Raw genomic sequence first — 24,152 nt, 5'->3', positions numbered from 1 at the left:
TGTCCCGCACGTCCGGGACCGTGCATGGGGCTGTGGGTTCGGCGACGTAAGGAGAGACGACGTGGAGCTGGCACTGGCGCCAGAGACCCTCGCGCGATGGCAGTTCGGTATCACCACCGTCTACCACTTCCTGTTCGTCCCCCTGACGATCTCGCTCGCCGCGCTGACCGCCGGCCTGCAGACCGCCTGGGTGCGGACCAACAAGGAGAAGTACCTCAAGGCGACCAAGTTCTGGGGGAAGCTCTTCCTCATCAACATCGCGATGGGGGTGGTCACCGGCATCGTGCAGGAGTTCCAGTTCGGCATGAACTGGTCCGACTACTCCCGCTTCGTCGGTGACATCTTCGGCGCTCCCCTGGCCTTCGAAGCGCTGATCGCGTTCTTCTTCGAGTCGACCTTCATCGGGCTGTGGATCTTCGGCTGGGACAAGCTGCCGAAGAAGATCCACCTGGCCTGCATCTGGCTGGTCTCGATCGGCACGATCCTGTCCGCGTACTTCATCCTGGCGGCCAACTCCTGGATGCAGCACCCGGTCGGTTACCGGATCAACGAGGAGCGCGGGCGGGCGGAGCTCACCGACTTCTGGCAGGTGCTCACCCAGAACACCGCGCTCGCCCAGTTCTTCCACACCATCACTGCGGCCTTCCTGGTCGGCGGGGCGTTCCTGGTCGGCATCGCGGCCTTCCACCTGGCCCGCAAGAAGCACGTCCCGGTGATGCGGACCTCGCTGCGGCTCGGCCTGGTCACCGTGGTGGTCGCGGGTCTGATGACCGCGATCAGCGGCGACACGCTCGGCAAGATCATGTACGAGCAGCAGCCGATGAAGATGTCGGCCGCCGAGGCGCTGTGGGAGGGCGAGGCGCCCGCGCCGTTCTCGATCTTCGCCATCGGTGACGTGGACAAGGGACACAACCGGGTCGCCGTCGAGGTCCCCGGAATACTGTCCTTCCTCGCCCACAACAACTTCACCGACTACGTCCCCGGCATCAACGAGATCAACAAGGCCGAGCAGGAGAAGTTCGGCCCGGGCGACTACCGGCCCAACATCCCGGTCGCCTACTGGGGCTTCCGCTGGATGATCGGCTTCGGCATGGCGTCCTTCGCCCTCGGCATCCTGGGCCTCTGGCTGACCAGGAGGAAGTTCCTGCTCCCACCGGCTCTGCGAACCGGCGAGGACGAGGTGCCGAACCTGGTGCTGTTCCGCAACAAGGTGCTCAGCCCGCGCCTCGCGTCGCTCTACTGGGTCGTCGCGCTGTGGACCATGCTCTTCCCGCTCATCGCCAATTCCTGGGGCTGGATCTTCACCGAGATGGGCCGCCAGCCCTGGGTCGTCTACGGAGTCCTGAAGACCTCCGCCGCGGTCTCCCCCGGTGTCTCGCAGGGCGAGGTCATCACCTCGATGACCGTCTTCACCCTGCTCTACGCCGTGCTCGCCGTCATCGAGGTCCGGCTGCTGGTGAAGTACGTGAAGCTCGGCCCGCCGGAACTCACCGAGGCCGACCTCAACCCGCCCACGAAGATCGGCGGCGACGACCGCGATCCCGACCGGCCGATGGCCTTCTCGTACTAGGACTGGGGAACTGCTGTGGAACTCCACGACGTCTGGTTCGTGCTCATCGCCGTCCTGTGGATCGGCTACTTCTTCCTGGAGGGCTTCGACTTCGGAATCGGCGTCCTCACCAAGCTGCTCGCCAGGGACCGCAAGGAACGGCGGGTCCTGATCAACACCATCGGACCCGTCTGGGACGGCAACGAGGTCTGGCTGCTGACCGCCGGCGGCGCCACCTTCGCCGCCTTCCCCGAGTGGTACGCCACCCTCTTCAGCGGGTTCTACCTGCCGCTCCTGCTCATCCTGGCCTGCCTGATCGTCCGGGGCGTCGCCTTCGAGTACCGGCACAAGCGGGCCGAAGCGCGCTGGCAGACCAACTGGGAGCACGCGATCTTCTGGACCTCCCTGCTGCCCGCCGTCCTGTGGGGCGTCGCCTTCGGCAACATCGTGCGCGGCGTGAAGATCGACGCGGACATGGAGTACGTCGGGAACTTCTTCGACCTCCTCAACCCGTACGCCCTCCTCGGCGGGCTGGTCACGCTCACCCTCTTCACCTTCCACGGCGCGGTGTTCGCGGCGCTCAAGACGGTCGGTGACATCCGGATGCGGGCGCGCGCGCTCGCGGTGAGGACCGGTCTGGTGGCCGCGGTGCTGGCCATCGGTTTCCTGGTCTGGACCCAGGCCGACAAGGGCGACACCGCAAGCCTCGTCGCGCTGCTCGTGGCGGCGCTGTCCATGGTCGCCGCGGTCGCGCTGATCAAGCGGGGTCGCGAAGGCTGGTCGTTCGCCCTGTCGGGTGTCACCATCGCGGCCGCCTTCGCCATGCTCTTCCTGACGCTCTTCCCGAACGTCATGCCGTCCTCGCTGAACGACGCCTGGAGCCTCACGGTCACCAACGCCTCGTCCAGCCCGTACACCCTGAAGATCATGACCTGGTGCGCCGGCATCGCGACGCCGCTGGTGCTGCTCTACCAGGGGTGGACGTACTGGGTGTTCAGGAAGCGGATCGGCACGCAGCACATCGCCGACGCGCACTGATGCGGTCCGCTTCCGTTGATGCTGTTCGTTCTCGCTAGTGGGAGATGTTTCACGTGAAACCGATCGACCCGCGTCTGCTCAGGTACGCCCGGGCCACCCGTTTCTTCCTCGGAGCGGTCGTGGTTCTCGGACTCGCAGGCGCGGGTCTGGTCGTGGCCCAGGCCATGCTCATCGCCGAGGTGGTGGTCGGGGGCTTCGAGGACGGCCTCGGCTCCGCCGGTCTGCGCACTCCGCTGATCCTGCTGGCCGTGGTCGCGGCCGGGCGGGCACTGGTGGCCTGGCTGACCGAGCTGGCCGCCCACCGGGCGAGCGCGGCGGTCAAGTCCGAGCTGCGGGGCCGACTGCTGGAGCGGGCGGCGGGGCTCGGGCCCGGGTGGCTCGGGGGGCAGCGGGTCGGCTCCCTGATCGCGCTGGCCACCCGGGGTGTCGACGCGCTGGACGACTACTTCTCCCGGTACCTGCCGCAGCTCGGGCTGGCGGTCGTGGTCCCGGTGGCGGTGCTGGCGCGGATCGTCACGGAGGACTGGGTGTCGGCCGCGATCATCGTGGTGACGCTTCCGTTGATCCCGGTGTTCATGATTCTCATCGGTTGGGCCACCCAGTCCCGGATGGACCGTCAGTGGAAGTTGCTGTCGCGGTTGTCCGGGCACTTCCTGGACGTGGTCGCGGGGCTCCCGACGCTCAAGGTGTTCGGCCGGGCCAAGGCGCAGGCCGAGCAGATCCGGGCCATCACCGGCGAGTACCGCCGGGCCACCATGAAGACGCTGCGGATCGCCTTTCTGTCGTCCTTCGCGCTGGAACTGCTGGCCACCCTGTCGGTGGCGCTGGTCGCGGTCACCATCGGCATGCGGCTCGTGCACGGTGAGCTGGATCTGTACACGGGGCTGGTGATCCTGATCCTGGCCCCGGAGGCGTATCTGCCGCTGCGCCAGGTCGGGGCGCAGTACCACGCCGCCGCCGAGGGGCTGGCGGCCGCCGAGGAGATCTTCGAGGTGCTGGAGACCGGGCTGCCCGAGGGCGGCTCGGGAGAAGCTCCGGCCGTCGGCGCGCTGCGGGTCGAGGGGGTGACCGTACGGCACGAGGGGCGGACGGCCGCTTCGCTGGACGCGGCTTCGCTGGAGGTCGGGGAGGGGGAGACCGTCGCCCTGGTCGGGCCCAGCGGTGCGGGCAAGTCGACGCTGCTGAACGCGGTGCTGGGGTTCGTGCCGCTGGAGTCGGGGCGGGTGCTGGTCGGGGACACCGATCTGGCGACCGTGGACCCGGAGAAGTGGCGGGCACGGGTGGCGTGGGTGCCACAGCGGCCGCACCTGTTCGCGGGAACCGTCGCCGAGAACGTACGGCTCGCCCGGCCGGAGGCGGACGACGCGGCGGTGCTGGAGGCGCTGCGGGACGCCGGGGCGCAGGATTTCGTGGCCGCGCTGCCGCAGGGCGTGGAGACTCTCCTCGGCGAGGACGGGGCCGGGCTCTCCGCAGGGCAGCGGCAGCGGCTGGCGCTGGCGCGGGCCTTCCTGGCGGACCGGCCGGTGCTGTTGCTGGACGAGCCGACGGCCGCGCTGGACGGCGAGACCGAGGCGGGCATCGTCGAGGCGGTACGGCGTCTGGCGGTGGGGCGGACCGTGCTGCTGGTGGTGCACCGGCCGGCGCTGCTGGCGGTGGCGGACCGGGTGGTGGCGCTGGGGGATGCGGGGGCTGTGCCGGCGGGGGCGCGGGCGCCGCGGGCGGCGGTGAGCGATGTTTCACGTGAAACGGGCCTGGAGGCGGGGGGCCCGGTGGTGGATGTTTCACGTGAAACAGGTTCGGCCGCAGTGGATGTTTCCCGTGGAACGAGCTCGGCCGCTGAGGGCGCGGCGGTGGATGTTTCACGTGAAACAGCGCCGGTCGCAGGGGGCGGTGTGCTGCGCCGGGTGCGGCACGACGCGGGCGAGCAACGCGGGCGGCTTGCGCTGGCGCTGCTGCTCGGGAGCTTGGCGCTGGGGTCGGCCGTGGGGCTGATGGCGGTGTCCGGCTGGCTGATCTCGCGGGCCTCCGAGCAGCCTCCGGTGCTGTATCTGATGATGGCGGTCACCGCGACCCGCGCTTTCGGCATCGGGCGGGCCGTGTTCCGGTACGCGGAGCGGCTGGTGTCGCATGAGGCCGTGCTGCGGATGCTCGCGGACATGCGGGTGGCCGTGTACCGGCGACTGGAGCGGATCGCGCCCGCGGGGCTGCGGGAGACGCGGCGCGGAGACCTGCTGTCCAGGCTCGTCGCCGATGTGGACGCCTGGCAGGACTACTGGCTGCGCTGGCTGCTGCCGGTCGGGGCTGCGGTTCTGGTGGGCGGGGCCGCCGTGGGCTTCACCGGCTGGCTGCTGCCGGAGGCCGGGGCCGTGCTGGCGGTCGGGCTGCTGCTCGCGGGTGTCGGGGTGCCGCTGGTGAGCGGTGCGGCGGCGCGCCGGGCGGAACGGCAGCTCGCTCCCGCTCGGGGTGCGCTGGCGGTACGGGTGGCGGACCTGCTCGGCGGGGTCGGCGAGTTGACGGTGGCGGGCGCGCTGGGGCGCAGGCTGGCCGCGGTGCGGGAGGCGGACGGGGAACTGACCCGGATCGCCTCGCGCGGGGCCTCGGCGACCGCGCTCGGCGGCGGGCTCTCGGCGCTGGTGTGCGGGCTGACCGTGGTCGGGGCCGCGTGGGCCGGGGTGCAGGCGGTGGCGGACGGGCGGCTGGCCGGGGTGGCGCTGGCGGTGGTGGTGCTGACCCCGCTGGCCGCGTTCGAGGCGGTGACCGGGCTGCCGCTGGCCGTGCAGTACCGGCAGCGGGTGCGGCGCAGTGCGGAGCGGGTGTACGAGGTGCTGGACGCGCTGCTTCCCGTTCGGGAGCCGAGGACGCCCGCGGCGCTGCCCGCGTCGCCGTTCCCGATCGAGGTACGGGGCCTGTCCGCCCGCTACGCAGGGCAGGAACGGAACGCGCTGAGCGAGGTGGACCTGACGCTGGAGGCCGGAAAGCGGATCGCCGTGGTCGGGGCGAGCGGGGCCGGGAAGACGACCCTGGCCCAGGTGCTGCTGCGGTTCCTGGACGCGGAAGCCGGGTCGTACACGATCGGCGGGACGGACGCCGACGCGCTCGACGGCGACGACGTACGGACGGTGGTCGGGTTGTGTGCGCAGGACGCCCACCTCTTCGACAGTTCGGTGCGGGAGAACCTGCGGCTGGCCAGGACCGACGCGGACGACGCGGTGCTGCTGGAGGCGCTCGGCCGGGCCCGGCTGCGGGAGTGGGCCGAGGCGCTGCCCGAGGGGATCGGCACCCTGGTCGGCGAGCACGGGGCGCGGCTGTCCGGCGGGCAGCGGCAGCGGCTCGCGCTGGCGAGGGCGCTGCTGGCCGACTTCCCCGTGCTCGTACTGGACGAACCGGCCGAGCACTTGGACCTGGCGACGGCCGACGCTCTGACGGCCGACCTCCTGGCCGCCACCGAGGGGCGCACGACCGTGCTGATCACGCACCGGCTCCGGGGTCTGGAGGCGGTGGACGAGGTGGTCGTGCTGGACGCGGGGCGGGTCGTGCAGCGCGGGGACTTCGTGGCGCTGACCGCGGTGGAGGGGCCGCTGCGGCGGATGCTGGAGCGGGAGAGGGCGGCGGAGCCGGTGGCGTAGGAGAAAGGGGATGGCGGTGGGGCGGGCGGCGCTGGGGAACGGCGGGCCGGCAGCTCACCGGGTCTCAAGTGGGGGAAACGCGTTCTGGAGTGGTCGAAACGCGCTACGGTCGACTTTCCCCTTTAAATCGGACTAACTAGTCTCAAGGGCATGTCAGCGCAGCAGGACCCGCTCGTACCCGACGGCCGGTCCGCCTCACCGCACTCCCTCGATGCCGCGACCGAGGCGACGCGCAGCCTGCAGGGGTTGTCGACCGAGCTCACCGCGCGGGTGCCGCACCTGCTGGAGGCCATGCGGTCGGTGGGTACCGGACTCGAACTGCACTCCACCCTGGACCGCATCTGCGAGACCGCCGCGGAACTGGCCGGCGCCCGGTACGCGGCGATCGGCGTCGTCGACGACGAGGGCGACGGGCTGTCCGACTTCGTGACGTACGGCGTGACCGTCGAGCAGGCGGCCGCCATCGGCCGCCTGCCGGACGGACACAAGGGCCTTCTCGGTGCGTTGATCAGGGATCCGGAGCCGGTGCGGCTCGCGGATCTGACGGCCGACCCCCGCTTCGCCGGCTTCCCCGCGCACCACCCGCCGATGCGGACCTTCCTCGGCGTCCCCATCCGGGTACAGGGCAACATCTTCGGCAATCTCTACCTCACCGAGAAGAACGACGGCGGCGAGTTCAACAACTACGACCTGCACATGCTGCGGGTGCTGGCCACCGAGGCCGGCATCGCCATCGGCAACGCCCGCCTGTACGAGGCGGCCCGTCAGCGCGAGCGGTGGATCGACGGCTCGGTGGCCGTGACGACGGCCCTGCTGTCCGGCGGGGACGTGGATGACGCGCTCACCGTGGTCGCCGAGCAGGCACGGCGGCTGGCGGACTCGGACGCCGGGATGGTGCTGCTGCCCACCGAGGACGGCGGTCTGGAGATCGCGGCGGTGTCCTCCGAGAACCCCGGCGAGACGCTGGGCAAGGTGATGCCGGCGGAGAGCCCGATCGTGAAGCTGCTGCTGGGCGGTGAGTCGGTGTTCGTCCAGGACTCCGCCACCGACCCGCGCATGATCACCCGGATGTCCGCGCGGTACGGGCCGAGCATGTTGCTGCCCCTGCGCAGCGGCGGCCGTGTGCTGGGCGCGCTGGCGACTCCGCGGGGGCGGGGCGGGAAGCCGTTCACCGAGGCGGAGCGGACACTGGCCACTCAGTTCGCCTCGCAGGCGGCGCTGGCGCTGATGATGGCCGAGTCGCAGCGCGACCGTGAGCGGCTCGCGGTGTACGAGGACCGCGACCGGATCGCCCGTGACCTGCACGATCTCGTCATTCAGCGGTTGTTCGCGACCGGGATGATGCTGGAGAGCGCCCAGCGCAGGTCGGTCGTTCCGGCGGTCCAGGAGGGGGTCGGCAAGGCGGTGGACGAGCTGGATGTGACGATCCAGGAGATCCGTACCGCGATCTTCGCGCTCCAGCAGGGGCCGGCCGAGGCGCCGTCCGGGCTGCGCACCAGGGTGCTGCGCGAGATCAACATGGCGGCGGTCCCGCTGGGCTTCAAGCCCGGGCACCGCTTCGTGGGTCCGGTGGACGCGCTGGTCGGCGAACTGACCGGGAAGAACCTGATCGCGGCGCTGCGCGAGGCGCTGTCGAACGCCTTCCGGCACGCGGCGGCCTCCCGTATCGAGGTGGTCGTGGACGCGACGGTGGCGCTGGACGACGGGCAGCGCGCGGTGCGGCTCACCGTGGCGGACGACGGGGTCGGCATCCCGGAGGGCGGCCGGCGCAGCGGGCTGCGGAACCTGAGGCGGCGGGCGGAGGCGCTGGGCGGGTCGAGCTCGTACGGTCCGGGGCTGGGCGCGGACGGCGGAGGGACGACGGTGGTGTGGGAGGCGCCGTTGTAGTGGGCGTCGCCGAGGCGGACACAGGTGAGGGGCGTCCTCCCGGATGGCGCCCCTCACTGCCTGTGGCTCCTGGTGTCGCTGCTACCGCTGCCGCTCGGCCAGGATCTGCTCGATGACCGCTGCGACCCCGTCCTCCTCGTTGGGAGCGGTGCGCCCCGAAGCGACGGCCAGCACCGCCGGGTGGGCGTTGCCCATGGCGTACGAGCGGCCCGCCCAGGCCAGCATCTCAATGTCGTTCGGCATGTCGCCGAAGGCCACGACCTCTTCCGGGAGGATGCCGCGCTCGGCGCAGCAGCGGGCCAGGGTGCTCGCCTTGGAGACGCCCGGGCCGCTGATCTCCAGGAGCGCGGTCGTGCTGGAGCGGGTGACCGAGCCGTGGGTGCCGACGACGGCACGGGCCAGGTCGAGGAAGTCGTCCGGGGCCATCGCGGGGTGGTGCGCGAGCAGCTTGATCACGGGGGTGCCCGGGCCGGGGTCCTGCGCGCGCAGCAGTTCCTCGGCGGTGCCGATGCTCGCCGCCGGGTCGAACTGGAAGGGCGGGTAGTCGGGCTCGTAGTGGATGCCCGTGGTCAGCTCCACCGCGAAGGAGGTGTCGGGGGCGGCGGCGCGCAGCGCGGCCACGGTGGCGAGGGCGTCGGGCCGCTCCAGGGGGTGGACCTCGATGAGCTCCCCGCCCGCGTGCAGGTCGACGACGGCGGCGCCGTTGGCACAGATGGCGAGGCCGTGGCCGTGGACGTGCGCGCTGACGACGTCCATCCAGCGGGCCGGGCGGCCGGTCACGAAGAAGACCTCGATGCCGGCGGCCTCGGCGGCGGCCATGGCGGCGACGGTGCGTTCCGAGACGGACTTGTCGTCGCGCAGCAGGGTGCCGTCCAGGTCGGTGGCGATCAGACGGACGGCCGTGGCACCGCCGGTGCCGTCTTCGGGGTCGTCGGCCGGGCGGGAGCGGAAGTCGGTAGCTGAGGTCATCGCTTCATCTTCCCGCATGGAACGCACGGACGTGCGAAAGGCCGCACATCTGAGGGGACGCGGTCTGCTGGGTCACGCCTCTGCGGGGGACGCAGAGAGGGAGCGGCCCACGTCTGGCCCGCGCCGGGCCCTGGCGGGTTCGCCCACGGGGTCCCGCTCCCGCCGCGCTCAGCCCAACTGTGCGAGCCCCTCGCTCGCGATCTGCTCGAAGACCTTCTCGTCCGCCGCGAACTGCGTGTCCGCGACGGGCCAGTGCAGCACCAGCTCGTCGAAGCCCAGTTCCGCGTGCCGCCCCGCGAAGTCCACGAACGCGTCGAGGGATTCCAACGGGCGGTCCGGCGTGAACCCGGTCAGCAGGGTCTTGCCCAGCTCGCCGACGTCCCGTCCGACGGCCTCGCACGCCGTGCCGAGCTTCGTCACCTGGCCCCGGATCGCCGCCAGGGACTCGTCGGGCGTGCCGTTCTCGTACAGCTTGGGGTCGCCGGTGGTCACCCACGCCTGCCCGTACCGCGCGGCCAGCTTCAGCCCGCGCGGACCGGTCGCCGCCACGGAGAACGGCAGCCGCGGCCGCTGCACGCACCCGGGGATGTTCCGCACGTCCCCGGCCGACCAGAAGTCACCCTCGTAGGACACGGCGTCCTCGGTCAGCAGCCGGTCCAGCAGCCCCAGGAACTCGGCGAACCGGTCCGCCCGCTCGCGCGGCGTCCACGGCGCGGTCCCCTCGGGCGCCAGGGCCGTCGCGTCGAACCCGCCGGCGCTGCCCGCGCCGATGCCCAGGGTGACGCGCCCGTCGCTGATGTCGTCGAGTGAGATGAGTTCCTTGGCCAGGGTCACCGGGTGCCGGAAGTTCGGCGAGGTCACCAGCGTGCCCAGGCGCAGCCTCCGGGTGGCCGACGCGGCAGCGGTCAGCGTGGGCAGCGCCCCGAACCACGGGCCCTCCCGGAAGGGCACCCGCCACGACAGGTGGTCGTAGGTGTACGCGGTGTGGAAGCCCAGTTCCTCGGCCCGTTGCCACACCTGCTTGCCGCCCTCGTTCCAACGGCGGATCGGCAGAATCACAGTGCTCAGACGCATGATCCGACTGTACGGGCCGGGCCTGCGGAGCCGGGACCCGTGGCCCGCCCGCCGACGTCGGGACCCCGCCGCCGCCCGAAAGCGCCCGCCGCGCTTTCTGAAAAGCGCCCGTCACACCCCGGGAGGGCCGCGTCACGCCTCCGGGAAGCGCAGGAATTCCACCGGCACCCGGGCCGTCAGCCACACCCCGTTCGCGCTCACCCGGAAGGTGTGGCCCGCCCGGTGCATCGCCGCCGCGTCCACCGACAGCACCACCGGTCGCCCCCGGCGCGCGCCGACCCGTGTCGCGGTCTCCCGGTCGGCCGACAGGTGCACGTCGTGCCGGGTCATCGGGCGCAGGCCCTCGGCGCGAACGGCCTCCACGGCCCGGTGGTGGGTGCCGTGAAAGAGGTACGCCGGGGGCTCGACCGGCTCCAACGCCAGATCGACCTCGACGGTGTGGCCCTGGCTGGCCCTGATCAGGGTCCCTCGGACCTGGTCCTCCCGTACCGCGAAACGCTTCTTGTCGTTGGTGGCGACGACGTGGTCCAGCTCGGCCCGGGTGAAGCGGAAACCATGTGCGGCGGCGGCTTGGACGAGGGCGTCGATCTCGACCCAGCCGTTCGCGTCGAGGGTGAGGCCGATGCGCTCGGGCTGGTGGCGCAGATGTCGCGAGAGGTACTTCGAAACCTTCACGGTGCGTTGTTCGTCCATGCGGTCACAATCCCCGGCGCGATGCCGTGCGCGCATCCGAATTCCCCTGGATCGTGCAGCAGTTGTCGGTAATCCACAGCCAACCGCCCTTTTCCACAAGGGAAATGCAAGATCTGTGGATAACTGGTGTCCACTTTAGGGTGCTTCGTCACTTTTCATGTGATTGTGTTGTGTCGCTGACAAGGCGTCCAAGGTCCGGGCGTGAAGCTCCCGCTCCGTGGCCGCCGTGACAAAGGCCGACGCGTTCTCTGCTCCGACCAGCGCCTGGACGGCGGCGATCGTTCCCGCCGGAAGGGCGAGCGCCTGCGGCCGGACGTCCGGATCGGCCACCGGTGCCGTGCCCAGATGCCGCTGGAGGTGCCGGGTGGCGTACAGCCTCATGGCACGGGCCAGTTCGGCGTCCACGCTCTGCTGGGCGAGCGGCCGCAGCCGGCGCACGAGAGCGGCCGCCTCCGCCGCCTCCGCGTCGGTGGGAGGGGTGTGCCCCAGGTAGCGCGCGAAGACGTGCTCGGTGGTGAACTCCAGGAACCTGGCCGCTATGTGCTCGACCTGGCCCCGCAGCTCCCGCAGGTGGCCCGAGATCGCGCGCAGCGGAACACCCGCCGCGTACAGCTCCACGGCCACCGCGAGCTCCTGCGGAGAGGGCACCAGGAACTCGTCGTCGCGGCCCTCGATCCTCTCCAGCACCCCGAGTTCGACCGCTTCGGCGACCGCCGCGTCGTCGGGCCGGCCGCCGAACCGCGCGTCCAGTTCCGCGCGGGTGATCCGGCTCGCCTCCTCGTCGGTCCACGGCCCGCCGACCTCCGCGACGAGGCCGAGCACCCCGCCGAGGCCCCGGCCCGCGTCCCACGCCTCCAGCAGTTCCTTGATGCTGGCCAGGGTGTAGCCGCGGTCCAGCAGGTCGGCGATCTGGCGGAGCCGGGCCAGGTGCGCGTCCCCGTACACGTTGGCCCGCCCGCGTCGCTCCGGCTTGGGGAGCAGCCCGCGGTCCTGGTAGGCGCGGATCGTGCGGACCGTGGCACCGCTGTGGTGCGCGAGGTCCTCGATCCGGTACTCGCCCTGCGCCTGTCGCTCGGGCATGACCACTTCCCTTCCGTCCGGCTCTGTCCCGGTGTCCGCCGGCCTCTCCCCGGCTCAGGGCCGCAGTGCCGCCGTCCTGTCGCACTCGTCCCACCACACCCACCGCGCCCGCCGCACCCACCGCGCCCGCCGTGGCGCGGGCCGCGAGGCGGGGCGGTCGGGTACGGGGCGGGCGGGTACAGGACGGCCGTGCGCAGCGAGCCTTCCTGCGAGGGATGGTACGACCGCCCCAGGTACCGGGATGGCACCGCGCCCGGCCCCCGCCGGTCGGCAGCACGACCATGCCCTCCCCCGGGGTCCGGTGCTCACAGCCGCGGCTCCCAACGGGCGACCGCGCGCAGCGCCCTCGGCGTGAAGCGCGACATCAGGTGCGAGGCGCGCGCCTCCGGCGTCACCGGCACCACCGCCTGGTTCTTCACCACGGCGCGCAGTACGGCGTCGGCGACCTTCTCCGGTGGATAGTTGCGCAGCCGGTACAGCCGCGCCGAACGCTGCTGCTTGCGCTCCTCCTCTTCCTCGGTCACTCCGGTGAAGCGGGCGCCGGCCGTGATGCCGGTGTTGACGAGACCGGGGCAGATGGCGCTGACTCCGATGCCCCGGCCCGCCAGTTCGGCGCGCAGGCACTCGCTCAGCATCAGCACCGCCGCCTTCGAGGCGCTGTAGGCGGACAGCGTCTTGGAGGGCTGGAACGCCGCCGCGGAGGCGGTGTTGACGATGTGACCGCCCTGTCCGCGCTCGGCCATCTGCCGGCCGAAGGTGCGGCAGCCGTGGACGACACCCCACAGGTTGACGTCCAGGACCTTCTTCCAGTCCTCCGCCGAGGTGCTCATGAAGGGCCCGGACATGCCGATCCCGGCGTTGTTGACCAGTACGTCCACGACGCCGTGGTCGGCGGCGACCTTCTCGGCCAGCTTCTCCATCGCCTGCCCGTCGCTGACATCGACGACCTCCGCCCAGGCGTCGGGCGCCCCGATCAACCGGGCCAGCTCCGCCGTCCTGGACGCCCCCTCCGCGTCCCGGTCGACGGCCACGATCCGCGCCCCCGCCTCGGCGAACGCGAAAGCGGTGGCCCGCCCGATCCCGCTGCCCGCGCCGGTCACCAGGACCAGCTGCCCGCCGAAGCGGTCGGCGTACTTGCCGTTGGCCGCCGGCGCACGTGGGGCGACGCCCGCCGCGCTGTCCTCGTTCGCCAGGACGAACTCGGCTGTCCACGCCGCCAGTTGGTCGGGACGGGTGCGGGGCGCCCAGTGCTTGGCGGGCAGGGTGCGGCGTACCAACTGCGGAGCCCACATTTCCAGTTCGTCGTACAGGTGCTCCGACAGGAAGATGTCGCCGGTCGGGATGATCAGTTGCACGGGTACGTGCGCGTATGCGTCGGCGCGCGGCCTGCGCAGCCGGGTGCGCACGTTGTCGCGGTAGAGCCAGGCTCCGTGGGCCGCGTCCCGCGGCAGCGAGGACGTCGGGTAGCCGTCGGCCGGGACCTTCTCGACCCGCTCCAGCAGCTTGGGCCAGCGCTTGCCGAGCGGACCGCGCCAGGCCAGCTCCGGCAGGACCGGGGTGTGCAGCATGTACACGTACCAGGACTTGATGCCCTGGTCGAGGAGCTGGGCGGCACGGCGCGGGGTCGGCCGGGTCGTCCGCTTCTTGATCCAGTGGCCGAAGTGGTCCAGGGACGGGCCCGACAGGGAGGTGAAGGACGCGATCCGCCCCTGTGTGCGCCGGGTCGTCGCGAACTCCCAGCCCTGCACGGACCCCCAGTCGTGCCCCACCAGGTGCACCGGCTTGTCCGGGCTGACCGCGTCCGCGACCGCCAGGAAGTCGTCGGTGAGCTTCTCCAGCGTGAAGCCGCCGCGCAACGGCTTCGGCGCCTGCGAACTGCCGTGACCCCGTACGTCGTACAGCACCACGTGGAAGCGGTCCGCCAGCCGCGTCGCGACCGCCGACCACACCTCCTTGCTGTCCGGGTAGCCGTGCACCAGCAGCACGGTCGGCCGTGCCGCGTCGCCCAGTTCGACGACGCACAGTTCGATCCCGCCGGTGCGCACCCGGCGCTCGCGCGCTCCTTCGAGTCCGGGCGCTTCCCCGGAGTGGCGCCCGGTCGTCCCCTCTGCGGGGTGGTCCTTCTCCACGCTCATGCCGCCTTCTCCTCGGCCCAGCGCCGCACGTGCGGCAGGTCGTCGTCCAGCCAGAACGCGCTCTGCTCGGGGTCCCTGGAGTCGGTGACCACCAGGATCTCCTCGAACTTCGCGCCCGTACCCCGGAATCCGAGGTGCGGTTCCACCGCCCACAGGCCCGGCTGCGGCGGATGGTCGGAGAACGTGTACGGGCTCCACAGGGGCGACCAGCCGTCCCGGTGCCCGTGCAGCGCGTCGCCCGCCAGTCCCTTCAGCGACTGCGTCCCGAATCCGAACACCTGGGGCGACCAGGAGCGTTCCCTCACCCGGCCGACCTTGTGGGCGATCACGCCGAACGGATACGCGCGGTGCCGGTTGGTGTAGCCCTGGCGGGCCATCAGCCGCTCGACGTTCTGGTAGATCTCCCGCAGCGTGCGCCGCTCGCGGACCTGGTCCAGGATCAGCGTGCGGTGCGCCTCCAGGTCGGCGAGCAACCGGTCGTGCACCGGATGCGGGCCCAGACAGCCGGAGTAGCCGATGTCCGCGGTGAAACCCTGGTGGACCGGGGCCATGTCGAGGATGAACGGCATGCCCGCCTCCAGCCGCCGGTTCGTCGGGAAGAACTGGAGAGGTATCCGGAATCCGGTGAACGCCGTCCGGTCGCCGAACCATGCGAAGGGCAGGTGGAACCAGTCGCGCACCCCGCGCTCGCGCAGCCACACCCGCTGCATACGGGCCGCGTCGCGCTCCGTGACACCGGGCCTGAGCTGCGCCGCGACGGCTTCGGCGCACTCGTACGCGAGGCGTTGCACGTGCCTGAACCCGCGCAGTCGCCGGGCGAGTTCATCCCGCGAGCCGGAGACTTCTGTGATTGCTGAGGTCATGCCACCCGTCCGTCCCGTGTAGCGGTACGCGTCCGTAACTTGACACTGATGAATGTGACAATGCCCGGCGGCTGCGTCAAGGGCTGTGCATGACGGCCTGTGGACAACGCCGCGCAATCAGCCCGTGGTTCCCTTCGGAGGCCGTTTTCGGCCGTCGGGTCAACCTCCGGTACTGCTCCCCCCTACGGGTCCGTACGACCAGAGGGGGAGAGGAGAACAACCGCCAGGGCTGACGTGGATTGTGGCCTGCGCCACTACCTTCGGACTTGTGACTGCCGTGATCGCAACCGAAGCCCTGAGCAAGCGGTTCCCCCGGGTGACCGCGCTTGACCGGCTCACGTTGGACATCGGGCCCGGAGTGACGGGTCTGGTGGGAGCCAACGGAGCCGGCAAGTCCACATTGATCAAAATCCTGCTCGGCCTGTCCCCCGCCACGGAGGGCACGGCCGCCGTGCTCGGCCTCGACGTCGCGACCAGCGGCGCCGAGATCCGCGAGCGCGTCGGGTACATGCCCGAGCACGACTGCCTGCCGCCGGACGTCTCGGCCACCGAGTTCGTCGTCCACATGGCGCGGATGTCGGGCCTGCCCGCGACCGCCGCCCGCGAGCGCACCGCGGACACCCTGCGGCACGTCGGCCTCTACGAAGAGCGCTACCGCCCCATCGGCGGCTACTCGACCGGTATGAAGCAGCGGGTGAAGCTGGCCCAGGCCCTGGTCCACGACCCGCAGCTGGTCCTCCTGGACGAGCCCACCAACGGTCTCGACCCGGTCGGCCGCGACGAGATGCTCGGCCTGATCCGCCGCGTGCACACCGACTTCGGGATCTCGGTCCTGGTCACCTCGCACCTCCTGGGCGAACTGGAGCGCACCTGCGACCACGTCGTCGTCATCGACGGCGGCGCGCTGCTGCGGTCCAGTTCGACCAGTGACTTCACCCAGACGACCACGACCCTCGCGGTCGAGGTCACCGACTCCGACACCCACCCCGACGGCACGCGGGCGCTGCGCGAGGCGCTCACCGCGGCCGGCGTCACCCTGCACGCCGCCGAGGAGCAGGGCCTGCCCGGCGCCGGTCACATCCTGCTCGTCGAGGGCGAGGGCGACGCCACGTACGACCTGGTCCGCGACACCGTCGCCGACCTGGGCATCGGCCTGGTCCGCATGGAGCAGCGCCGCCACCACATCGCCGAGGTCTTCCGCACCGACCGGAACACCGACCGGAACACTGACCGGAACACCGACCGGAGCAGCGGTCGGGGCACCGGCCCGAGCGCCGACCCGGTCACCGGCGAGAGCACCGACCAGCCCGCGGGCGCGGCACCCGTTCCGTCCGCGGCCCCCGCGGGCACCGCCCGGGGCGCCCAGCGCAACGACCAGCAGAAGGGAGGCGGCCACGATGGCAACTGAGTTCACGCCGCAGGGCGCCGACCCGACGCGCATCCACAACATCGGCTACCGCAAGTACGACGGTCCCCGCCTCGGCCGTGCCTACGCCCGCCGTTCGCTCTACTCGCAGTCCCTGCGCGGTGCGTACGGACTGGGCCGCAGCGCCAAGTCCAAGGTGCTGCCGATGGTCCTGTTCGGCGTGATGACCGCCACCGCGGCGATCATCGTCGCCGTCGCCGTGGCCGCCCCCGCGGGCACCATGACCAAACTGCCGCTGTCCTACACGGCGTTCGCGATCTCCCTGCAGCCCGTCATCGGTCTCTACCTGGCCGCCCAGGCACCCCAGACGGTCTCGCGCGACCTGCGCTTCAAGACGGTGCCGCTGTACTTCTCCCGGCCCATCGAACGCCGGGACTACGTGCTCGCCAAATACGCCGCGATGGCCTCGGCGCTGTTCGCCCTCACGGCCATCCCGCTGGTCATCCTCTACGCGGGCGCGCTGCTCGCGAAGTTCGACTTCGGCACCCAGACCAAGGGCTTCGCACAGGGGTTGGTCTCCGTGGCACTGCTGTCCCTCCTGTTCGCCGGGATCGGCCTGGTGATGGCCGCCCTGACGCCGCGCCGCGGCTTCGGCGTCGCCGCCGTGATCGCCGTGTTCACCATCTCGTACGGCGCCGTCTCGACCGTCCAGGCCATCGCCACCAGCCAGGAGGCGGACAGCGCGGTGGAGTGGCTCGGCCTCTTCTCGCCCGCCACCCTCATCGACGGCGTCCAGACCGCCTTCCTCGGCGCCACCTCCGCCTTCCCCGGAGGCGCCGGCCCCGGTGCCGGCACGGGCGTGGTCTACCTGCTGGTCGTCCTCGGGCTCATCGCCGGTTCGTACGCCGTCCTGATGCGCCGCTACCGGAAGGTCGGACTGTGACCACGATCGACATCTCCAAGGCCTCCCGCTGGTTCGGGAACGTGGTCGCCGTCAACGACGTCACCATGAACATCGGCCCCGGCGTCACCGGCCTCCTCGGCCCCAACGGCGCGGGCAAGTCCACCCTGATCAACATGATGGGCGGCTTCCTCGCCCCCTCCAACGGCTCCGTCACCCTCGACGGCAAGCCGATCTGGCGCAACGAGAGCATCTACCGGGAGATCGGCGTCGTCCCCGAACGGGAGGCGATGTACGACTTCCTCACCGGCCGCGAATTCGTCGTCGCCAACGCCGAACTCCACGGTCTGGACGAGCGGGCGGCGCAGAAGGCACTCGCGACCGTCGAGATGGAGTACGCCCAGGACCGCAAGGTCGCCACGTACAGCAAGGGCATGCGCCAGCGCGTGAAGATGGCCTCCGCCCTGGTGCACGACCCGGCGGTGCTGCTGCTCGACGAGCCGTTCAACGGCATGGACCCCCGCCAGCGCATGCAGCTGATGGACCTGCTGCGGCGCATGGGCGCCGAGGGCCGCACGGTGCTCTTCTCCTCGCACATCCTGGAGGAGGTCGAGCAGCTCGCCTCGCACATCGAGGTGATCGTCGCCGGCCGGCACGCGGCATCAGGCGACTTCCGCAAGATCCGCCGCCTGATGACCGACCGCCCGCACCGCTACCTCGTACGCTCCAGCGACGACCGCGCCCTGGCCGCCGCGTTGATCGCCGACCCGTCCACAGCGGGCATCGAGGTCGACCGCGCCGAGGGCGCCCTGCGCGTCCAGGCCGTCGACTTCGGCCGCTTCACCGAGCTGCTCCCGCGGGTCGCCCGTGCGCACGGCATCCGCCTGCTCACGGTGCAGCCCTCCGACGAGTCCCTCGAATCGGTCTTCTCCTACCTCGTCACGGCCTGAAAGGAGCTTGCTGCGATGTACGAACCCACCGTCGCCCGGCTCACCTACCGGGCCCTGCTCGGCCGCCGCCGCGCGGCCATCCTCTTCCTGCTGCCCGCCCTGCTCATCGTGATCGCCGTCGCGGTGCGGGCCCTGGTCGGCGTGGACGACGGCGTCGCCGCCGACGTCCTGGGCGGCTTCGCGCTCGCCACGATGGTCCCGCTGATCGGCGTCATCGCCGGCACGGGAGCGATCGGCCCGGAGATCGACGACGGCTCGATCGTCTACCTGCTGTCCAAGCCGGTGAAGCGGCCCACGATCATCTTCACCAAGCTGATCGTCGCCATCGCCGTCACCATGGCGTTCTCCGCGATCCCCACCTTCGTCGCGGGCCTGATCCTGAACGGCAACGGCAGCCAGATCGCCATCGCCTACACGGTCGCCGCCCTCGTCGCCTCCATCGCCTACAGCGCCGTCTTCCTGCTGCTCGGCACGGTCTCGCGGCACGCGGTCGTCTTCGGGCTGGTGTACGCGCTGGTGTGGGAGGCCCTGTTCGGCAGCCTGGTGCCGGGCGCCCGGACGCTCAGCATCCAGCAGTGGGCGCTGTCGCTGGCCGAGAAGATCGGGGCGGACGGCGCGATCGCCTCGGACGTGGGGCTGCCGACCGCGGTGATCCTGCTGGTCGTCGTCACGGGCCTGGCCACGTGGTACGCGGGCCAGAAACTGCGTTCGCTCACTCTTGCGGGTGATGAATAGCCGTATCGGCTCCTTCCGGGAACGGGGAGCGCCCCCGGTTCGTATGTCAGACACGAACCGGGGGCGCTCCCCGTTTCGGTGACAGGCCGGGAATGCCTGGCCCTGGGGACAAGGACCCCTCGGACCTTGACACCTGAAGAGCGTCAGATCTTGCGGTCCCGGGCCGCGAACAGGCCCACCGACAGAGCTGTCGCGCACACGCCCAGCATCAGGGCGATCGGCACCGTCCAACTGCCGGTCACCTGGTACACGGCCCCCGCCGCCAATGGGCCCACGGCGGCCAGCAGATAGCCGATCGTCTGCGCCATGCCGGACAGCCGCGCAGCCGTCGCCGCGTCACCGGCGCGCAGCACGATCATCGTCAGCGCGAGACCCACGGCGCCGCCCTGGCCGACGCCGAGGACCGCCGACCACAGCCAGGCCCCGGACACCGGGGCGACCATCAGACCGACGTAGCCACCCGCCACCAGAGAGGAGACCAGCACCACCAGCGGCCGCTGCGAGCGCATCCGCCCCGCCAGCAGCGGCACAGCGAAGGCGCCCGCCACCTGGATCAGGTTGTTGAACGCGAAGATCACACCGGCCGTGGAACGGCTCATCCCGTGATCCGTGAAGATCGTCGGCATCCAGGCGATCAGGACGTACGACCACAACGACTGGAGGCCCATGAAGAGAGTGACCTGCCAGGCCAGCGCCGAACGCCAGACGCTCTTCGGCGCGGTCCCGACGACGGGCTCGACCCGTACCTCGTGTCCGGTACGGCCCCGGGCGATCAGCACCTGGGGGAGCCAGGCCACCGCGGCCACGGCCGCCAGCAGCGACCAGAACGCCAGCGACGCCTCCCAGCTCCCGCCGAAGGCCTTCTCCAGCGGCACCGAGGCCGCGGCCACGACGGTGGCACCGGCGATCATCGAGCCCGTGTAGACCGACGTCATCGAGGCGGCCCGGTCGGGGAAGTCCCGCTTGATCAGACCGGGCATCAGCACATTGAGGAGGGCTATCGCGACACCGATGAGCACCCCGCCGCCGTACAGTGCCACCGTCGAGGGCACCACGCGCACCACGATGCCGATGCCCAGCAGCACCAGCGCGCAGAACAGCACCGCCTCGGTGCCGAAGCGCCGGCCCAGCCAGGGGGCCACCATCGCGCCGACGCCCAGGAAGAGCACCGGCACGGACGTCACCAGGCTGGTGGCCGTGGACGACAGGCCGAAGGCGTCACTGATCTCGCCGACCAGCGGGGACACACTCGCGAGTGCCGCGCGCATGTTGAGCGAGGCCAGCACGATGCCGACCATCAGGATCACCGGATGCGCAAGCAACGCCCGCCGCGCGGCGACCCCTTGAGGGGTGGGCCGGACGTCGGCCTCGGCGTCCAGCAGGAGTTGATCGGCTTCCGGGCGTGACAAGACGAACACCTTTCCAAGGAGAGTAAGAAAAACGAGGGAACGAAGGGGCGGAGGAACGAGGTGAAGGGGGCGGGGACTGCCGAGGGTCCGCAGGCGGACCGCAACGGCCCCGGCCGCAGGGCCTCAGCGGCCGACCAGACCCCGGATGACGTCGATGGGCACCTGGAGCAGCGCTCGCGCCGCCTGCTCGGCGGCGGCGGGGTCCCCGCTCTCGACGGCGTCCACCAGGGCGGCATGGGCGACCAGATCGATGGGCGGCATCTCGTGATCGCCGAGCGAGGTCACCAGCGACTCGTGCACCTGGGCCGAGAAGAAGCGGTAGACCTCGGTGAACGCGGCGTTGTGGGTGGCCTCCACGATCCCGAGGTGGAAGGCGAGGTCGGCGTCGGCCGCCCGGTCGCCCTGCTCGTGCAGCTTCGCGAGGGCCGCCCGCAGGGCGAGCAGGTCGTCCGCGTCCCGGCGCACCGCGGCCAGCCGGGCCGCCTCCGCCTCCAGGGCCACCCGCAGCTCCAGCACGTCAAGGGCGCCCGCGTGCCGCATCCCGCGCAGCACGGCCGCGGGGTCGGCGGTCGAGCGGACGAAGGTGCCGTTGCCCTGCCGGGATTCCAGCAGCCCCGCGTGCACCAGGACACGCACGGCCTCCCGGACGGTGTTGCGGCCGACGCCGAGCTGCTCCGCGAGGTCGTGCTCGGTGGGAATCCGGTCGCCGACGGACCACTCGCCGTCGGCGAGCTGATCGCGGAGCTGCTCCACGACGGTGTCCACCAGGGACTTCCGCCCCGCCGCCCGAAGTGCCATGCCGTACCCCGTATCCGGTCCGCTCGCCGCTGATGACCGGACGGTGATTCGCCCGGTTGCCCAGTCATCCTACAACCGAAATCGTTGTACGGCGCACGCGGTCGGAAAAGGAGTGGCGAGCGGCGGACGCCGACGCGCACAGTGGTGGGGCGGCGACGCCCGACTGCCGGGGGTGGAGCACTCGTCGGCCGGACACCCGGCCCGCGTGGCTCCCGTCGGGGCAGCGGAGCGGGGCAGGCACCGGAGGGGCGCACACCCGTCACTCCGTCGTGCGGCCCTGCGGCGACTGCCCGGGGCGGCCCTGCGCATCGCGCCGGGCCGCCTCTTCCCCGTACTCGGCCGAGGATCCGTCCGCTCAGCGGGTGCCGGCGAGCAGGTTCTCCAGGACCACGGCGATGCCGTCGTCCTCGTTGGACGCGGTGACCTCGTGCGCGACGGCCTTCAGCTCGGTGTGCGCGTTGGCCATCGCCACCCCGTGCGCCGCCCAGCCGAACATCGGAACGTCGTTCGGCATGTCGCCGAAGGCGATGGTGTCCGCCGCCTTCAGTTTCAGCCGACGGGCCGCCAGGGACAGCCCGGTCGCCTTGCTCAGGCCCAGCGGCAGGATCTCCACGACTCCGGCCCCGGCCATGACGACGTCCACCAGGTTCCCCACCGTCCGGCGGGCCACCCGGGCGAGGTCGTCGTCGGACAGGCCGGGGTGCTGGATGTACAGCTTGGTCAGCGGGGCCGCCCAGACGTCCGCGATGTCAGTGAACGGGACGTACGGCAGCTCGCCCTCGTGCACCCGGTAGCCGGGGCCGATCAGGACCGCGCCGTCCGTCCCGTCGCGGCTCGCGGCCAGGGCCAGCGGCCCGATCTCCGCCTCGATCTTGGACAGGGCGAGACCGGCGAGCTGCCGGTCCAGCGTCACCGAGGTCAGCAGGCGGCGCTCGCCCGCGTGGTAGACCTGCGCGCCCTGGCCGCACACCGCGAGTCCGTCGTAGCCGAGGGACTCGAAGATGTGCTTCGTCCAGGCGACCGAGCGTCCGGTCACCACGATGTGCGCGGCGCCCGCCGCGCAGGCGGCGTCCAGCGCGTCACGGGTGCGCTGCGAGACCGTCTCGTCGGAACGCAGCAGCGTGCCGTCGAGATCGGTCGCGATCAGTTTGTACGGGAACGGCGCGGGCGCGACCGGTCCTGTGGAGGGAGCGGTGCTCACGTGGCGATCGGCTCCAGGACCTCGCGGCCGCTCAGGTAGGGACGCAGGATCTCGGGGACCCGTACCGAACCGTCGGGCAGCTGGTGGTTCTCCAGGATCGCCACGATGGTGCGCGGGACCGCGCACAGCGTGCCGTTCAGGGTGGCCAGCGGCTGGACCTTCTTGCCCTCGCGCATGCGGATCGAGAGCCGGCGGGCCTGGAAGCTGTTGCAGTTGGACGACGAGGTGAGCTCGCGGTACTTGCCCTGGGTGGGGATCCACGCCTCGCAGTCGTACTTCCGCGCCGCCGAGGCGCCGAGGTCGCCGGTCGCCACGTCGATCACCTGGAACGGCAGCTCCAGGGCGTTCAGCCACTGCTTCTCCCACTCCAGCAGCCGCTCCAGCTCGGCCTCCGCGTCGTCCGGGTGGACGTAGGAGAACATCTCGACCTTGTCGAACTGGTGCACCCGGAAGATGCCCCGGGTGTCCTTGCCGTACGTCCCGGCCTCGCGGCGGAAGCAGGGCGAGAAGCCCGCGTACCGCAGCGGCAGCTTGTCCGCCTCGATGATCTCGTCCATGTGGTACGCCGCGAGGGGGACCTCGGAGGTGCCGACCAGGTAGTAGTCGTCCTTCTCCAGGTGGTAGACGTTCTCCGCGGCCTGGCCGAGGAAGCCGGTGCCCTCCATGGCGCGCGGGCGGACCAGCGCGGGGGTCAGCATCGGTACGAAGCCGGCCTCGGTGGCCTGCGCGATCGCGGCGTTCACCAGGGCCAGCTCCAGGAGCGCGCCGACGCCGGTCAGGTAGTAGAAGCGGGAGCCGGAGACCTTCGCGCCGCGCTCGACGTCGATGGCGCCCAGCGCCTCGCCGAGCTCCAGGTGGTCCTTGGGCTCGAAGCCCTCGGCGGCGAAGTCGCGGACGGTGCCGTGCGTCTCGCGGACGACGAAGTCCTCCTCGCCGCCGACCGGCACGTCCTCGTGGACGATGTTGCCGAGCTGGAGCAGCAGGCGCTGGGCCTCTTCGGCCGCCTCGTTCTGCTCGGCGTCCGCGGCCTTCACGGCGGCGGAGAGCTCGCCGGTGCGCTTCAGCAGCTCGGCCTTCTCGTCGCCGGAGGCCTTGGGGATGAGCTTGCCGAGCGACTTCTGCTCGTTGCGGAGCTCGTCGAAGCGGACGGCGGACGACCTGCGCCGCTCGTCGGCCAGGAGCAGGGCGTCGACGAGCGCGACGTCCTCTCCACGGGCGCGCTGGGAGGCGCGAACACGGTCGGGGTCCTCACGGAGCAGGCGAAGGTCAATCACCCCACCAGGCTACCGGTGCCCGCCTGCGCCACTCGACTTGATATCCAGGCACCTTCTTATTTGTCCGTATTGCCGGGAATGGTAATGCGGACAAAGACACTCGCCGCAGGGAGCGGAAACGCATCGCGGAAGCCGCCGCGAACCTCCCCGTGTTCGGCCCGACGGGTGCCGCATTTCTCCGGACGCGGCGACAGGCCAGGGTTCGGTGCCCCTCCGGCCTTGTGCGAGGCGGTAGTTGGGGGACCTTGTCCGAACCTCTTTTCCACAGGGGGTCGCGATTTCCGAAAGTTATCCACAGGGTGTGCGAAAGTTCTGTGGATGTCGGAATCAGATCTTCCGAATGGAGTGGAAGGGGCAGGGATTCCCAGTCCAAACCCACCCCACTCGGCTCATTCGAGTGGGAATTGCCCCCCTAAAGAGTTGATCAAGGCAAATGAGGTGACGGCGCCGGCCCTGCCGAGCTGTGGAGCACCCCTGAGCCGCTGGGGCGATTTGTCGACCATGTCGCATTGCGTTGTCGACTTGTCCCCAACCCCGACCGCTGGCCTGTGGATAACTCTGTGGGAAACTCCGACGTCCACCCGTCCCGCCTTTCCGGGCCGCC

Annotated in this window: 18 protein-coding genes; 8 read left to right on the top strand and 10 right to left on the bottom strand. The window is 71.2% G+C overall.

The features are described from left to right. Positions 1-61 precede the first annotated feature (61 nt). The 4 genes from ACZ56L_RS05715 to ACZ56L_RS05700 all read left to right on the top strand — a co-directional run bounded on the left by ACZ56L_RS05715 (position 62) and on the right by ACZ56L_RS05700 (position 8,100). Positions 62-1,570 carry a cytochrome ubiquinol oxidase subunit I gene (locus ACZ56L_RS05715; protein WP_401755261.1) on the top strand — a complete coding sequence of 503 codons (1,509 nt, stop codon included), beginning with the start codon at positions 62-64 and terminating at the stop codon, positions 1,568-1,570. 15 nt (positions 1,571-1,585) lie between these two features. Beyond that, positions 1,586-2,587 carry a cytochrome d ubiquinol oxidase subunit II gene (cydB, locus tag ACZ56L_RS05710; RefSeq protein WP_345220807.1) on the top strand — a complete coding sequence of 334 codons (1,002 nt, stop codon included), beginning with the start codon at positions 1,586-1,588 and terminating at the stop codon, positions 2,585-2,587. Between the two features lie 53 nt (positions 2,588-2,640). Further along, positions 2,641-6,213 (top strand): thiol reductant ABC exporter subunit CydD, encoded by a 3,573-nt coding sequence (cydD, locus tag ACZ56L_RS05705; RefSeq protein ID WP_471061978.1) that lies wholly within the window; start codon positions 2,641-2,643, stop codon positions 6,211-6,213. A 150-nt stretch (positions 6,214-6,363) separates the two neighbouring features. Next, complete coding sequence (locus tag ACZ56L_RS05700) at positions 6,364-8,100, top strand: GAF domain-containing sensor histidine kinase (RefSeq protein ID WP_471061975.1); 1,737 nt, start codon at positions 6,364-6,366, stop codon at positions 8,098-8,100. Positions 8,101-8,181: 81 nt separating this feature from the next. On the opposite strand, the gene ACZ56L_RS05695 is transcribed toward ACZ56L_RS05700, so the two are convergent. The 6 genes from ACZ56L_RS05695 to ACZ56L_RS05670 form a co-directional block, all read right to left on the bottom strand. Next, positions 8,182-9,069 (bottom strand): Cof-type HAD-IIB family hydrolase, encoded by an 888-nt coding sequence (locus ACZ56L_RS05695; protein WP_401755271.1) that lies wholly within the window; start codon positions 9,067-9,069, stop codon positions 8,182-8,184. Positions 9,070-9,237: 168 nt separating this feature from the next. Next, positions 9,238-10,143, bottom strand: coding sequence for an LLM class flavin-dependent oxidoreductase (locus tag ACZ56L_RS05690; RefSeq protein ID WP_401755274.1), 906 nt, complete (start codon positions 10,141-10,143; stop codon positions 9,238-9,240). Between the two features lie 132 nt (positions 10,144-10,275). Then, entirely contained in the window at positions 10,276-10,836 is a 561-nt protein-coding gene (locus ACZ56L_RS05685) for an RNA 2'-phosphotransferase (RefSeq protein WP_471061970.1), read from the bottom strand. Positions 10,837-10,971: 135 nt separating this feature from the next. Beyond that, positions 10,972-11,916 carry a MerR family transcriptional regulator gene (locus tag ACZ56L_RS05680; RefSeq protein WP_471061967.1) on the bottom strand — a complete coding sequence of 315 codons (945 nt, stop codon included), beginning with the start codon at positions 11,914-11,916 and terminating at the stop codon, positions 10,972-10,974. 305 nt (positions 11,917-12,221) lie between these two features. After that, positions 12,222-14,051: an SDR family oxidoreductase gene (locus tag ACZ56L_RS05675; protein ID WP_471061964.1), complete on the bottom strand. Its 1,830-nt coding sequence runs from the start codon at positions 14,049-14,051 to the stop codon at positions 12,222-12,224. Beyond that, a complete protein-coding gene (locus tag ACZ56L_RS05670) occupies positions 14,048-14,914 on the bottom strand; it encodes a M24 family metallopeptidase (protein ID WP_471061961.1) in 867 nt (288 codons plus the stop codon). The genes ACZ56L_RS05675 and ACZ56L_RS05670 overlap by 4 nt, the downstream gene beginning before the upstream one ends. Positions 14,915-15,191: 277 nt before the next feature. Between ACZ56L_RS05670 and ACZ56L_RS05665 the strand changes: the two genes are divergently transcribed. The 4 genes from ACZ56L_RS05665 to ACZ56L_RS05650 are packed head-to-tail and all read left to right on the top strand — an operon-like array spanning position 15,192 to position 18,866. Then, positions 15,192-16,322: an ABC transporter ATP-binding protein gene (locus ACZ56L_RS05665; protein WP_471062808.1), complete on the top strand. Its 1,131-nt coding sequence runs from the start codon at positions 15,192-15,194 to the stop codon at positions 16,320-16,322. Next, positions 16,312-17,223, top strand: a complete 912-nt coding sequence (locus tag ACZ56L_RS05660; protein WP_471061957.1) for an ABC transporter permease — start codon at positions 16,312-16,314, stop codon at positions 17,221-17,223. The genes ACZ56L_RS05665 and ACZ56L_RS05660 overlap by 11 nt, the downstream gene beginning before the upstream one ends. Beyond that, positions 17,220-18,131: an ABC transporter ATP-binding protein gene (locus tag ACZ56L_RS05655; RefSeq protein WP_345220785.1), complete on the top strand. Its 912-nt coding sequence runs from the start codon at positions 17,220-17,222 to the stop codon at positions 18,129-18,131. The genes ACZ56L_RS05660 and ACZ56L_RS05655 overlap by 4 nt, the downstream gene beginning before the upstream one ends. Positions 18,132-18,146: 15 nt before the next feature. Beyond that, complete coding sequence (locus ACZ56L_RS05650) at positions 18,147-18,866, top strand: ABC transporter permease (RefSeq protein ID WP_345220782.1); 720 nt, start codon at positions 18,147-18,149, stop codon at positions 18,864-18,866. 143 nt (positions 18,867-19,009) lie between these two features. On the opposite strand, the gene ACZ56L_RS05645 is transcribed toward ACZ56L_RS05650, so the two are convergent. From ACZ56L_RS05645 to serS, 4 genes are all read right to left on the bottom strand, one after another. Further along, entirely contained in the window at positions 19,010-20,275 is a 1,266-nt protein-coding gene (locus ACZ56L_RS05645) for a CynX/NimT family MFS transporter (RefSeq protein WP_345220778.1), read from the bottom strand. Positions 20,276-20,398: 123 nt separating this feature from the next. Next, positions 20,399-21,073, bottom strand: coding sequence for a FadR/GntR family transcriptional regulator (locus tag ACZ56L_RS05640; RefSeq protein WP_345220776.1), 675 nt, complete (start codon positions 21,071-21,073; stop codon positions 20,399-20,401). 355 nt (positions 21,074-21,428) lie between these two features. After that, a complete protein-coding gene (locus ACZ56L_RS05635; RefSeq protein WP_471061951.1) occupies positions 21,429-22,274 on the bottom strand; it encodes an HAD family hydrolase in 846 nt (281 codons plus the stop codon). Next, complete coding sequence (gene serS, locus ACZ56L_RS05630) at positions 22,271-23,548, bottom strand: serine--tRNA ligase (RefSeq protein WP_471061948.1); 1,278 nt, start codon at positions 23,546-23,548, stop codon at positions 22,271-22,273. Before serS ends, ACZ56L_RS05635 begins: the two co-directional genes overlap by 4 nt. Positions 23,549-24,152 lie beyond the last annotated feature (604 nt).

Source organism: Streptomyces sp. NPDC039736 (assembly GCF_055596485.1).
The sequence above is the reverse complement of the archived record's forward strand: the minus strand, read 5'-3'. Positions and strand labels throughout refer to the sequence as shown.

Coding starts and splice junctions, on each gene's coding strand:
- ACZ56L_RS05675 (WP_471061964.1), bottom strand. CDS start 14,051: ATGAGCGTGGAGAAGGACCACCCCGCAGAGGGGACGACCGGGCGCCAC.
- ACZ56L_RS05660 (WP_471061957.1), top strand. CDS start 16,312: ATGGCAACTGAGTTCACGCCGCAGGGCGCCGACCCGACGCGCATCCAC.
- ACZ56L_RS05690 (WP_401755274.1), bottom strand. CDS start 10,143: ATGCGTCTGAGCACTGTGATTCTGCCGATCCGCCGTTGGAACGAGGGC.
- ACZ56L_RS05640 (WP_345220776.1), bottom strand. CDS start 21,073: ATGGCACTTCGGGCGGCGGGGCGGAAGTCCCTGGTGGACACCGTCGTG.
- ACZ56L_RS05695 (WP_401755271.1), bottom strand. CDS start 9,069: ATGACCTCAGCTACCGACTTCCGCTCCCGCCCGGCCGACGACCCCGAA.
- ACZ56L_RS05680 (WP_471061967.1), bottom strand. CDS start 11,916: ATGCCCGAGCGACAGGCGCAGGGCGAGTACCGGATCGAGGACCTCGCG.
- ACZ56L_RS05700 (WP_471061975.1), top strand. CDS start 6,364: ATGTCAGCGCAGCAGGACCCGCTCGTACCCGACGGCCGGTCCGCCTCA.
- ACZ56L_RS05650 (WP_345220782.1), top strand. CDS start 18,147: ATGTACGAACCCACCGTCGCCCGGCTCACCTACCGGGCCCTGCTCGGC.
- ACZ56L_RS05685 (WP_471061970.1), bottom strand. CDS start 10,836: ATGGACGAACAACGCACCGTGAAGGTTTCGAAGTACCTCTCGCGACAT.
- ACZ56L_RS05670 (WP_471061961.1), bottom strand. CDS start 14,914: ATGACCTCAGCAATCACAGAAGTCTCCGGCTCGCGGGATGAACTCGCC.